Source organism: Streptomyces sp. NPDC088707 (genome assembly GCF_044752725.1).
Lineage (GTDB): Bacteria > Actinomycetota > Actinomycetes > Streptomycetales > Streptomycetaceae > Streptomyces.
This window is the reverse complement of sequence record NZ_JBIVLV010000002.1, coordinates 557,557-569,476: the sequence shown is the minus strand read 5'-3', so window position 1 is coordinate 569,476 and position 11,920 is coordinate 557,557. Positions and strand designations below refer to the sequence as shown.

Here is an 11,920-nt window from a genome sequence, read left to right as displayed (position 1 = left end):
CGTCCTGGGCCGCTTCCCGCGGCGGACGACCACCCTACCGGCGGCCTCATCCCGGGCGGGGATGACCACCGGCGGATAATATTCACGCATGGGAGAGCGGCCCGTCGTGCCCGCGGCGCCCGATCTGGTCCTCGAGATCGACGGGGACGCGACCCGGATGATTCCGGGCCGTGTCTATCGCATCGGGCGCGACCCCACCAGCGACATCGTGCTCGCGGACGCGCGCGCGTCCTGGCACCACGCGGTGCTCAGCGCCCCCGCGGGCCATTGGACCCTCGCGGACGAGGGCAGCACGAACGGCACCTTCACGGACGGCCTGCGCGTGGCCGGACCGCGGGAGGTGGGTCCCGGGACGGTGGTGCGGTTCGGCCATCCGGAGGACGGACCGCGCGCGGTGCTGTCGTCGGGAGCGACCCCGGCCGCCCCGGAGGCGATGCCGATGGCGCAGCCGGGCGCACAGCCGGACGCGCAGCCGCTCGCACCACCGGAAGCGCCGCCCCACCCCGAACCGGCACCGGAAGCGCCGCCCCGCCCCGAACCGGCACCCGAACCGGCACCGGCCGGCCGGCCGGACCCGGAGCCCGCCCCCGCGCCGCCTTCCCCCGCAGCGCCCTCCCCCGTGCCCCCCGACCTCGTCACCCCGCGGAGCACGCCGACGCCCCGGCCCTCCTCGGTCTCGCACCCCGCCGCCACCGGCACCTTCCGGCAGCCGACGTCCGTGCGGCCACTGCCCGCCCACAGCATCCGGATCGGCCGCTCCCCCGACAACGACGTCGTCGTCCCCGACCTCGTCGTCTCCCGACACCACGCCGAGCTGCGCGCCCACCCCGACGGCACCTACTGGATCCATGACCTGGGCAGTCACAACGGCACCTACCTCAACGGCGCCCCCGTCGCCGACGCCCGTGTGACGCCGGACGACATCGTCGGTGTCGGCCACTGCGCGTTCTGTCTCATCGGCGGGCAGCTCGTCGAGTTCACCGACACCGGCGAGGTCTCCCTGGACGTCCAGTCGCTCGCCGTCACCGTCGACCACGGGCGCAAGACCCTCCTCGACGAGGTGTCGTTCCCCGTGGGCGAGAAGTGCCTGCTGGGGGTCGTGGGACCGTCCGGCGCCGGGAAGTCGACGCTCCTGGGCGCGCTCACCGGGCAGCGCCCCGCCGACCGGGGCACCGTGCTCTACGACGGACGTGACCTGTACCGGGACTACGCCGAGCTGCGGCAGCGCATCGGGCTCGTCCCGCAGGACGACATCCTGCACCTCCAGCTGAGCGTGCGCCGGGCCCTCGGGTACGCCGCCGAGCTGCGCTTCCCCGAGGACACCGAGCCGGACGAGCGGCGGGCCCGGGTGGACGAGGTGATCCGGGAACTGGGGCTCGTGGAGCGCGCGCAGCAGCCGATCCACAGTCTCTCCGGGGGCCAGCGCAAGCGGGTGAGCGTCGCGCTCGAACTGCTCACCAAGCCGTCGCTGCTCTTCCTCGACGAGCCGACGTCCGGCCTCGACCCGGGCATGGACCGGTCCGTGATGCACATGCTGCGCGGGCTCGCGGACGACGGCCGGACGGTCGTCGTCGTCACGCACAGCGTGCTCAGCCTGGACGTGTGCGACCGGCTGCTCGTCCTCGCGCCGGGCGGCAAGGTCGCCTACTACGGGCCGCCCTCCGAGTCCCTCGGCTTCTTCGGTTTCGACGAGTGGCCGGAGGCCTTCGAGGCCTTCGAGAACGACCGGGACCGCGACTGGGCCGGCCTGTACCGGTCCTCCCGCTTCCACCGCCGCTACGTCGCCGACGCGACGGCCCGCCCGAACGTCCCCGTGCCGGGGCCCGCCCCGGTGGAGCGGGAACCGGCCCCGCCGCCGAAGGCGCAGAGCTGGGGCTCCCAGCTGCGGACGCTCGTCCGCCGGTACACCGCGGCGCTCTCCGCCGACCGCACCTTCCTGGCCATCATGATCGCGTTGCCGTTCGTGATGGGCGCGATGGCCCGGGCCCTGTCCGAGGGCGGTTTCAACCAGGAGTCGACGCTGAACGTCCTGCTCATCCTCTGTGTGGGCGGTGTCCTCACCGGCGCGGCGAACGCCGTCCGTGAACTGGTCAAGGAGCGCACGATCTACCGGCGCGAGAGAGCCGTCGGCCTGTCCCGCTCGGCGTACCTCGCCTCGAAGGTGGTCGTCCTCGGTGCGATCACGGTCGTCCAGGCGGTCGTCCTGACCCTGGTGGCCCTGATCGGCGTCCCGCTGAACGTGCCCGGCGGCAAGGGTGTCCTGATGCCGCCGCTCGTGGAGATCACCCTCGCCGTCGCGCTGCTCTCGTTCACGGCGATGATGCTCGGTCTGCTCGTCTCCGCCCTGGTCCGCAAGGAGGAGGTGACGATGCCGCTGCTCGTCCTCCTCGCGATCGTGCAGGTGGTGTTCTGCGGGGCGCTCCTGACCGTGCGGGGGACGCCCGTCCTGGAGCAGCTGGCGTGGCTGGTGCCGTCGCGGTGGGCGTTCGCGGCGATGGGCGCCACGGTCGACATCGGGACGGTCTCGCCGAGCGACAAGACGGCGGATCCGCTGATGGACCACACGGCGGCGGCCTGGCTGTTCGACATGGGCATGATGGTGGTGCTCTGTCTCGTCATCGGCCTGGTCGTGGCGCGGCTGCTGCGCCGCCACGAGCCGGTCGTCATGCGGAGGTAGGCCCGTGAGCGTCCCCGTACCCGAGTACGTGCCGGACTTCCGGCCCACCCATGTCGTACCGCGCGACGGTCTCGACACCTGGGAGGGGCCGGATCCGGGGCTGCCCACGACGCCGCTCGACGCGTTCCTGCCGGTGCGTCTGGAGGAGCGGGCCGGCGACTGGGGGCGGGTCCTCTGCTCCAACGGCTGGACGGCCTGGGTCGACGCGCGGCTCCTCGTCACCGTCCCGGACGACCCGCCGGCGGCGGGGCAGCCGCTCACCAGGACCGCCGACCCGCGCCCGCTGATCGCCCGTGCCGAGGACGCGCTCGGCCGCTACCGGCGGGCGGCCGAGGAGCTGGGGGCGGGGCGCCTCGACGGCGAGAACTTCCGGCTGCGGACGCGGGGGCTGCGGGTGGGCATGGTCGTCGACGGCGAGTCGGTGTGGCTGTACGACGCGGAGCACGAGCGGTGGGTGTACTGCGACGGGGTGGGGCTGAGTACGTACGCGGCGTCGTCGGCGCCCTCGGTCGCCTCCCCCGCGTCCCCGGTCTCCCCGGCCGTCGACGCGGCGCACCGCGACGAGCCCGCGGAGGCAGCCCGAGCGAAAGGTCGCGATCAGCCTGCCGCCGCGCCCCCCGACCACGAGCCGACCCAGGTGGTGCTGCGGGGCGAGCCGCCGCCGGCCGCCGGACCGCCGCCGACCCAGGCCGTGCCGCAGCCGAAGGCGGACCCCGCCCCGGCCGCGGCGCCGCCGCCCACCCAGATCGTGGAGCGCCCGCCGCGCCGAACGGCCGGTGAGGAGTGATGACCGGCGCGCCGCGCGACGAACCGGAGCTGCCGGCGGGCCGTCCCTCCGGACTCCTCGGCAAGGAGATCGCGGGCTACCGGGTGGAGAGCGAGATCGGCCGCGGCGGGATGGCGGTCGTGTACCGGGCGCGGGATCTGCGGCTCGACCGGACGGTGGCGCTGAAGCTGCTCGCCCCCGAGCTGGCCCGCAACGACACCTTCCGCAGGCGCTTCGCGCACGAGTCGCGGGTCGCCGCCTCGATCGACCACCCCCACATCGTGCCGGTCTTCGACGCGGGCGAGACGGAGGGGGTGCTGTACATCGCCATGCGGTACGTGGCGGGGCAGGACCTGGTGGCCCTGCTGGACCGCGAGGGGCCGCTGCCGCCCGGGAAGGCGGGGCGGATCGCGGTACAGGTGGCCTCGGCCCTGGACGCGGCGCACGCCCACGACCTGGTCCACCGGGATGTGAAGCCCGGCAACATCCTGGTCGCGGAGGGCACGGACCGGGACCATCCGGAGCACGTGTACCTCACGGACTTCGGCCTGACGAAGAAGTCGCTGTCGCTGACGGGGTTCACCACGGTGGGCGAGTTCGTCGGCACGCTGGACTACGTGGCGCCCGAGCAGATCTCGGGGAAGCCGGTGGACGGCCGGTGCGACGTGTACAGCCTGGCGTGTGTGGTGTTCGAGACGCTGGTGGGAGCGCCGCCGTTCCGCCGTGACACCGACTGGGCGGTGCTGTGGGCGCAGCAGTACGACCCGCCGCCCCCGCTCTCCGAGGTCCGCCCCGGGCTGCCGGAGTCGGCGGACGCGGTGTTCGCGAAGGCGCTGGCGAAGACGCCCGAGGAGCGGTACGGGACGTGCCTGGAGTTCGTGGCCGAGCTGCGGGCGGCGCTGACGACGGGCGGTGGCGGGCCGATCGTGACGAAGAGCCGGGATCCGCTGACACCGCCCCGGGACCCGCCCGCGTGGGCGAGGCCGATGTTCCGGAACCGTTAGGCCGTTCCTCCCACCACCCGGGTACCCGCCCCGCGTTCTTGAGTACACGCCTGAGTACGCGACCCCTTCGGCTCCGGAACCCGGGCGTGCGAAAGTGCGTCCATAGGGGCCGGGGGGCCGGGAACGGACCGGGCGGGGAGAGGGGACGAACGTGGACCTGTTCGACGGAGAGCTGGGCGGTCGCGACGAGCACCAGCTGGACGCGGGAGGCGGCTGCTCCTGGTTCTACGTGGTCCTGATCGGTCTCGCGATCCTCGTGGTCGTCGGCATGAACTGGTTCTTCGACTTCGTCAGAAGCCTGTTATGACGGTGTCCGCCGGAGCGCGGGTGTTCGCACACCCGAGGGCTTCCTCGACCAGGCCGCGCAGTTCCCCGTCCTGGAGGATCCTGGGGTAACCTCGACCAGCCTGTCCATGTGCCGGAGCGGCAGCTCGGCGTCGATGCCTGCATAACCACCAGCACGTCGATGAGTTCGCAGCAACCCTCCATCGTCCTGTCGGGCCGCCGGCGCACCCTCATCGTCGGGGGCGGGCCCGTCAGGCGGCGCCGGGGCTCGGTGCCGGGGCGCCGGCCTCAGGCCGAGGCTCCTCCGTAGCGGTCGGCCAGTGCGGTGGCGCGGTCGTGCAGGGCGGTGCGCAGGGACTGCGGTGCCAGGGCCTCCGCGTCCATGCCGAGCTGCCACAGGGCCCATTCGGCGTGCCGTGCGTCCTGGTAGGTCAGCTCCAGACGCAGCCGGCCGTCCGCGTCCGGCTCTTCGGCTCGGACGGCCACCGCGGTGTCCAGCAGGTCCTCCCGGCGGGCCGGGTTCACCCGTACGAGCACGGTGAGGTGGCCGTCGCTGAGGAACCGCGCGGAGCGTTCCCGCCAGATCCGGTCCAGGTCGACCCGGTCGGGCCGCTCGGCCGTCTCGGCCAGCTCCTCGGCGGCCAGCACCCGCGACAGCCGGTACGTACGGTCCGCGCCCGCTCGCGTGGCCAGCAGGTAGCCCCGGTCCCGCACCGTGACCAGGCCGATCGGGTCCACCGTGCGCCACTCCGGTTCCCGGCCCGTGGGCGCGTAGTGGATGCGCAGCTTGTGTCCGGCGAGCACCGCGCGCCGGACCTCCATCATCGTGGTGCCGGGGACCTCGTCGGCGGCCGCCCTCCGCGAGAGCAGGTCCGCGTCCGGCTCGACGAGAAAGCGCTGGACGGCGTCGCTCGCGGCGGTCCGGTGGTTCTCGGGGAGCGCGTCGAGGACCTTCCGCATGGCGGAGGTGCGGGCCGAGCCGAGGCCGAACGCCTGTTCCCCGCGCCCCGGTCCGGCGGTCAGCAGGGCAAGGGCCTCGTCGTGGTTCAGGCCGGTGAGCTCGGTCCGGAATCCGGGCAGCAGGGCGAAGCCGCCGTGCCGGCCGCGCTCGGCGTAGACGGGGACGCCGGCCGAGGAGAGTGCCTCGATGTCGCGCAGCACCGTACGGGTGGACACCCCCAGCTCACGGGCGAGTGTGTCCGCGGTCAGGCGACCGCGCTGACGCAGCAGGAGCACCAGGGAGACCAGCCGGTCGGCGCGCATGCGAGAACGCTAACGGAATACATGACCGAGGGTGTCGTGAATTGTTGGGAGGCTCGTCAGCACGACATCGGAGCAGGCGGCCGCCACGGCGATGGACGTACGTACTCCCATGGATCTTCATGGGTCGAACGAAGCGAATGGAGCTGATGTGGCGATGGAGCGAACGGCGGTCAACCCGGTGACGTGGTCGGTGGAGCTGGGGTTCAACCAGGGTGAGCTCGTCTCCGGGCACACCCGGACCCTGTACGTCTCGGGCCAGACGGCGATGAGCGACGAGGGCAAGCCCCAGCACGAGGGCGACATGGCGGGGCAGTTGGCGCTGAGCATCGACAACGTCGAGGCCGTACTCGGTGAGGCGGGCATGTCCCTCGCGAACCTCGTACGGCTCAACGTCCACACGACCGACGTCGACCTGCTCTTCCAGCACTACGGCGAGCTGGCGGGCCGGTTGGGCGCCGCCGGGGTGGCACCGGCCACCACGATGCTCGGGGTGACGCGCCTGGCGATCCCCGGCCAGCTGGTCGAGCTCGAGGGCACCGCCGTCGCGTGACGCGACTGCGGCGCCTCCGCCCCCTCGTGCCGGCGCGCCCGGCACGAGGGGGCGGCCCGGGTTGGCCGCTACCGGTTCCGGTGTTCCGGTGCCGCCCGTGTCCGCTTACGCGCGTGCGCTCGTCGACCTGCTCGCGCGGCTCTCCGGGAGCACTGTGGAGGTAGTCGTTCGAAGAAGGTGACGGGCATGGGAGTCACACCCGGTCAGCAGCCCCCGTCCTGGGGTGGTCCGCCTCCCTCCGGCGGAGGCCGGGGAGGTCAGCAACCTCCCCCGGGCGGAGGCTGGGGAGGTCAGCAGCCTCCCCCGGGCGGAGGCTGGGGTGGCGTGCCGCCGCAGCCTCCGCGGAAGTCGAGGACCTGTCTGGTCGTCGGTCTCGTCCTCGGCGGCCTCGCGCTGCTCGCCGTGATCGGCGTCATCGCCCTCGTGGTCACGGTGGACGACCCCGGTCGGGACGATCCGGACGGACCCTCGGGGGATGTGAGGATCACGGCGTGCCAGGTGGACGCCGGTACGAAGTGGCCGCACGCCGAACTGGACATCACCAACCGCAGCAGCAAGGCGAGCGACTACGTCATCGGCGTGGAGTTCACTGCGGCGTCGGGAGAGCGCCTGAGCGAGGCCCACGCCGCTGTCACCCACCTGGCTCCCGACCAGGTCGCCCACGAGCGGGCGCAGAGCCTGACCCAGGTCGACGAGCCCGTCACCTGCCGGATCACCGAGGTGACACGGGTCGCCTCCTGACCCCCCGGGGCTCCGGAAGGGCTCCGGAAGGGCTCCGGAAGCCCCTGCCACCGTGGTGACGCAGGGAACACGGACACCAGGGCAACCATTCCGCGCAGTGGTGAGTCTCCTGTTCGATCACGCCGGTGATCGAACCTACGAGGAGACCATCATCACCGCCATACGCAAGACCCTCACCGCCACCGCAGTCGTCGGCGCGGTCCTGGCGGGTTCGGCCGCCTGCGGCACGGTGGAGCAGCTCTCCGCCGGGAAGAAGCTGGACCAGGCCTTCGAGAAGCTGGGCAAGGAGAAGTCGATCTCCTTCGAGCTGGACCTGGACGTCGACGCGAAGACCGTCAAGCTGATGGACGCCGAGTCGGACCCGGAGCCCGGCGACGAGATCCCCGACGAGGCCGCGGAACTGATCAGCGGTGCGAAGATCAGCGTCACGGTGGAGTCGAAGAAGGCGATCGACGAGTCCGAGGAGAAGGACTTCGTCGGTGTGGCCGTGAAGGTCAGCACCCCGGGCGGTGACCTCCTCGACTACCGGGTCGTCGGCGACTACATGTACGTCCGGTCCGACGTCGAGTCCCTCAGCAAGGCCATGGGCGCGCCCATGCCGCCCGCCGACCAGCTGCCGCCGGAGGCGAAGGGCCTCAGGAAGGTGCTCGACGGCGAGTGGATCAAGCTCAACACCAAGGACGTGGAGAAGGCCGGCCAGGACATGGCCGAGGGGATGGGCGAGGCCTCCGGCGCCACGCCGTCGCCGGAGGCCTCCCTGGACCCCAAGACCCAGAAGAAGCTCGTGGAGGCCCTCCGCGAGGTCATCGCCCGTGAGGTCGACTTCAAGACCGCCGGCGGCCAGGACGGCACCGAGCACATCACGGCCACGGCGCCGCTCCGCACCCTGATGACGGAACTCATCGGCGAGCTGCGTCCGCTCACCAAGGACCTGCCGCCCGGCATGGACCTGCCGTCGGACAAGGACCTGAAGGACACCCCCGACACCAAGGTCTCGGCCGACTTCACGCTCAAGAACGGCGAGCTGACCGAGGTGTACGTCGACCTCGCCAAGCTGGCCGAGAACGCGAAGGTCAAGAAGTTCGGCCTGGTGCTGAAGATGAGCGCCGGCACCAAGCCGGTGGCCCCGGCCGGTGCCACCGAGATGAACCTGGAGGAGCTCATGGGCGGCTTCTTCGGCGCCATGATGCCGGACGCGGGCCTCGACGAGGGGTTCGACGAGGGCTTCGAGGAGGGCATCGAGGAAAGCGCCGCGTAGGGCACGCACACGGCGCACCGCCCGGTCCCGTGCACGGGGGAGGCACGGGACCGGGCTGTTCCTGACGGTCCTGCCCGCGGGCCCTGCCGCGAAGGGGCCGGGGCCCCTTGCGGTCGCCCCGGTGGCCCCCGGAGTCCCGGAGCCGACGCGGCTCGGCCCCGTTCTACTTCCGGGGCCGTGGCGGTGGCGGCTCGGTCCTGGTCTCGGTCTCGCCCTTGCGGCGGACGCGGGTGGCGAGGAGGCCGCCGAGGAAGCCGAAGAACAGGCCCCAGAGCAGGGCGAAGCCGACCGTCCTCCAGATGTGGGGGCGAAGGATCACTTCGCCGCCCAGGGCGTCCAGGTCGCCGATGCCGAGGACCGAGAGCCCGAGGCGGGCCTCCACCAGGGTCAGGGGGGCGGCCACCAGCATCGTCAGCGCGAAGGCGATTCCCAGGTGCAGGGCGTGCTGCCAGAGCTTGATCCTCGCCGGGGAGCGGACCGCCGCCACGAAGGCCGCCGCGAGGACCAGCACGGCCGCCACCGGGAGCAGCCACCACGCCCGCGCGTCCTCCGCCGCGAGCGAGCCCAGGTCGATCGTCGAGAGGTCCGTGCTGTCGCCCGTGCTGTCGCCCTGGCGCAGGACGGCGTCGAGGATCTGCGGCATCGGCAGGCCGAACGGACCGTCGACCCTGCCCTCCCAGGAGCCTCCGACGCCCACCCCGAGCGCGAGCCAGGTGACGTTCGGCAGGCCGAGCAGGAGGACGGCGAAGGTCTCCGCGGCGTGGCCCTTGGTGGCCGCGACCACCACGCCGATGACCAGGCCCACGACCACGTACGCGAGGAGCAGCAGGAGCATCGCGTGCGCCGCCGGCCGTACGGGTTCGTGGTAGCGGACCAGCCGGGGCGGCAGCGGGGTCCGCCGGGACACGAGGAGCGCGACGACGAGCACGCCGAGGATCCACAGCAGCCCGTAGAAGAGGGTGGGTCCGAAGTCGGTGCGGAAGCCGACGGTGGGGTTCACGGCGTCGAGCAGCTCACCGAAGATGTCCATCAGGGCGTCCTGCTGGTCCCCGCCGCCGATGGTGAGGGGGAAGTCGTGCCGGGCGACGGCGGAGACTCCCGCCAGGGCCGCCATCCAGAGGACGACCGTGCTCACGACGCGGAGCAGGAGCTCGCGGGATTCGGCCACGGCGTGGTGCCGCAGGGGCCGCAGGAAGCAGTAGCCGGTGACCAGTGCGCCCACCAGGGTGACGGTCAGCGGCATGGCGGTCAGTTCGGCCTGGGTTCCGGCGAGGCCGCCGGCGTCGCCGGAGAGTTCGACCTTGCCGCCCGCGGCCATGACGACGACGGCGGCCAGGACGGAGGCGAAGCCGCCGGGCAGATCGCCCGCGCCGGCCGCCCAGAGGCCGAGGCCGGCGACGATGCCCATCGCGACGTAACCGGCGACCACCGCGGCCAGGGACTGCAGGCCGACGCGGGCGAGAAGCCCGGTGGTGGTCGCGGCGGGCCGCGTGGAGGTGGGGAGCCGACTGCTCACCCTGCCCACGCTAGTACCGGTGCCGGTCGCACGCTTGTGGACGGGACCGCACGGGTACGGGCCCGCTGATCGGCCGCTCGGGTACGAGGCCGCTCAGGTACGGGTCGCCCGTGGATGCGACCGCCCCGCGCCGGGCACTGCCACCCGGGGTGCCGGGCACTGCCACCCGGGTTCCGGGCACTGCCACTCGGGCTGCCCGGGCTCCGCCACTCGGGTTGCCGGGTTCTGCCACTCGGGGTTCTCCGCTTGCGGGCACCCACCGTTCGGCGCACACAATGGGCCCGGAACGGAAGAAAGGGAAAAACGTGACTTCCCACCCGCCGTCCGGCCCTCCGTCGGTTCCTCCCGCAGGTCCCCCCTCGGGCCCTCTCTCGGGCCCGGGCGCACGCCCGGGTTCCGCCGGACACCCGCCACCGCCCCCAGGGCCGCCCCACAGCGGCGCGGGCGGCGGTTCGGGCGGCGGCTCTTCCGGCGGCAGCGGCGGCGGTTCGGGCAGCTCAGGTGGCGCCGGTGGCCCCGGCGGGGCAGGCGGTTCCGGCGACGGCACCCACGGCGTCCCGGGGAACGGCGGCCCCGGCAAGCGTCCCTGGTGGCGTTCCGTCCCGAAGGTCGCCTCCATCGCGGCCGTCGTGGTCGCGGCCGCCGCGCTGGCCGTGGTGCTCACCAACAGCCCCGACGACAAGAACGACACGGCGGGTTCCGGCGGCGGCGAGGTGTTCCTCCAGAACGCGGCCGCCTCCGGTCCCGATCCGTTCACCAAGTCGACGGCCCGTACCGAGCCGGCCTCCGCCTCACCGGCCTCACTGCCTCCCCGTACCGCCTCGGCCACCCCCGAGGTGTCGGGCTCGACACCCGGCCTCTACGGCGGGACGCAGTCGGTGGCCAGCTGCGACGTGGAACAGCAGGTCCGCTATCTCTCCGCCGAGCCCGCGAAGAACGCCGCCTTCGCCTCCACCCTCGGCATCCAGGCGAACCAGGTGCCCGGCTACCTGCGCTCCCTGACCCCGCTCCAGCTCCGGGCCGACACACGGGTGACGAACCACGGCTACAGGAACGGCGCGGCCACCACGTACCAGGCGGTGCTCCAGGCCGGAACGGCGGTCCTGGTCGACGACCGCGGAGTGCCCCGGGTGCGCTGCGCCTGCGGCAACCCGCTGACCCTGCCCGTGGCGCAGAAGTCGCCGAAGACGACGGGCACGCCGTGGCAGGGCTACAACTCCAGCCAGGTGGTCGTGGTGGCGCCGTCGGTGACGGTCGTGAACGTCTTCGTGGTGTACGACCCGGAGGACGACAGCTGGTTCGCGCGGCAGCACGGGGACCACGGCAAGAACGACAGGCCGACCCCGCCGCCTCCCCCGCCGCCCACCAAGTCCCCGTCGACCTCGGTGTCTCCTTCCACCTCCACCTCGACGTCCCCGTCCCTCTCCCCCTCGACGCCGGTGCCGTGCGTGACGGTGACGGGCGACGAGACCCCGACGCCGAGCAACGGCGTGACACCGTCGCCGTGCCCCTCGACGCTGACCCCCTCGGAGTCGACGTCCGCGCCGCCGACGTCCCCCTCGGACACGCCCCCGTCCTCGCCGTCCTCCCCGTCCACCGACACGCCCCCGTCCGACACCACACCCTCGGACGACACCACCGCGCAGGACGACACGTCACCGTCGGCCGGCACGTCGACGTCGGGTCCCGAGTCCGCGCCGGTCACCCAGAGTTAGCCGGGCGCGCCACGCGCAGGAGCTCCAGATTCCGCAGGCTCCGCAGCCACGCCCCGATCCGCAGGGGCCGGGCCGCCCGCTCCTCCGCACGCTGCTGCCACATCCGCTCGTCACGGTCGGTGAAGTGCCCGGACATCGGTCGTCC

Annotated in this window: 11 protein-coding genes; 8 read left to right on the top strand and 3 right to left on the bottom strand. The window is 73.0% G+C overall.

What is annotated here, in order from left to right:
* Positions 1-88: 88 nt before the first annotated feature.
* The 4 genes from ACIP84_RS09930 to ACIP84_RS09915 all read left to right on the top strand — a co-directional run bounded on the left by ACIP84_RS09930 (position 89) and on the right by ACIP84_RS09915 (position 4,754).
* Positions 89-2,677, top strand: a complete 2,589-nt coding sequence (locus ACIP84_RS09930) for an FHA domain-containing protein (RefSeq protein ID WP_401796755.1) — start codon at positions 89-91, stop codon at positions 2,675-2,677.
* Between the two features lie 4 nt (positions 2,678-2,681).
* Positions 2,682-3,464 (top strand): hypothetical protein, encoded by a 783-nt coding sequence (locus tag ACIP84_RS09925; RefSeq protein ID WP_401796752.1) that lies wholly within the window; start codon positions 2,682-2,684, stop codon positions 3,462-3,464.
* A complete protein-coding gene (locus ACIP84_RS09920) occupies positions 3,464-4,447 on the top strand; it encodes a serine/threonine-protein kinase (protein WP_355958717.1) in 984 nt (327 codons plus the stop codon). Before ACIP84_RS09925 ends, ACIP84_RS09920 begins: the two co-directional genes overlap by 1 nt.
* Before the next feature lie 151 nt (positions 4,448-4,598).
* A complete protein-coding gene (locus ACIP84_RS09915) occupies positions 4,599-4,754 on the top strand; it encodes a hypothetical protein (RefSeq protein ID WP_401796749.1) in 156 nt (51 codons plus the stop codon).
* A gap of 266 nt (positions 4,755-5,020) precedes the next feature.
* Here ACIP84_RS09915 and ACIP84_RS09910 read toward each other — a convergent pair whose 3' ends face one another.
* Positions 5,021-5,995 (bottom strand): helix-turn-helix transcriptional regulator, encoded by a 975-nt coding sequence (locus ACIP84_RS09910; protein ID WP_401796746.1) that lies wholly within the window; start codon positions 5,993-5,995, stop codon positions 5,021-5,023.
* Between the two features lie 154 nt (positions 5,996-6,149).
* On the opposite strand from ACIP84_RS09910, the gene ACIP84_RS09905 reads away from it, so the two are divergent.
* The 3 genes from ACIP84_RS09905 (at position 6,150) to ACIP84_RS09895 (ending at position 8,544) form a co-directional block, all read left to right on the top strand.
* Complete coding sequence (locus ACIP84_RS09905; RefSeq protein WP_401797115.1) at positions 6,150-6,545, top strand: RidA family protein; 396 nt, start codon at positions 6,150-6,152, stop codon at positions 6,543-6,545.
* 324 nt (positions 6,546-6,869) lie between these two features.
* Positions 6,870-7,286 carry a hypothetical protein gene (locus tag ACIP84_RS09900; protein WP_355958723.1) on the top strand — a complete coding sequence of 139 codons (417 nt, stop codon included), beginning with the start codon at positions 6,870-6,872 and terminating at the stop codon, positions 7,284-7,286.
* A 229-nt stretch (positions 7,287-7,515) separates the two neighbouring features.
* Positions 7,516-8,544, top strand: a complete 1,029-nt coding sequence (locus tag ACIP84_RS09895; RefSeq protein ID WP_401797113.1) for a hypothetical protein — start codon at positions 7,516-7,518, stop codon at positions 8,542-8,544.
* 163 nt (positions 8,545-8,707) lie between these two features.
* On the opposite strand, the gene ACIP84_RS09890 is transcribed toward ACIP84_RS09895, so the two are convergent.
* On the bottom strand, positions 8,708-10,069 hold the full coding sequence (locus ACIP84_RS09890; protein ID WP_401796743.1) for a streptophobe family protein: 1,362 nt from the start codon (positions 10,067-10,069) through the stop codon (positions 8,708-8,710).
* Between the two features lie 266 nt (positions 10,070-10,335).
* Between ACIP84_RS09890 and ACIP84_RS09885 the strand changes: the two genes are divergently transcribed.
* A complete protein-coding gene (locus tag ACIP84_RS09885; RefSeq protein ID WP_401796740.1) occupies positions 10,336-11,775 on the top strand; it encodes a DUF6777 domain-containing protein in 1,440 nt (479 codons plus the stop codon).
* On the opposite strand, the gene ACIP84_RS09880 is transcribed toward ACIP84_RS09885, so the two are convergent.
* Positions 11,762-11,911: a hypothetical protein gene (locus ACIP84_RS09880; protein ID WP_401796737.1), complete on the bottom strand. Its 150-nt coding sequence runs from the start codon at positions 11,909-11,911 to the stop codon at positions 11,762-11,764. The genes ACIP84_RS09885 and ACIP84_RS09880 overlap by 14 nt on opposite strands.
* Between the last annotated feature and the right edge of the window lie 9 nt (positions 11,912-11,920).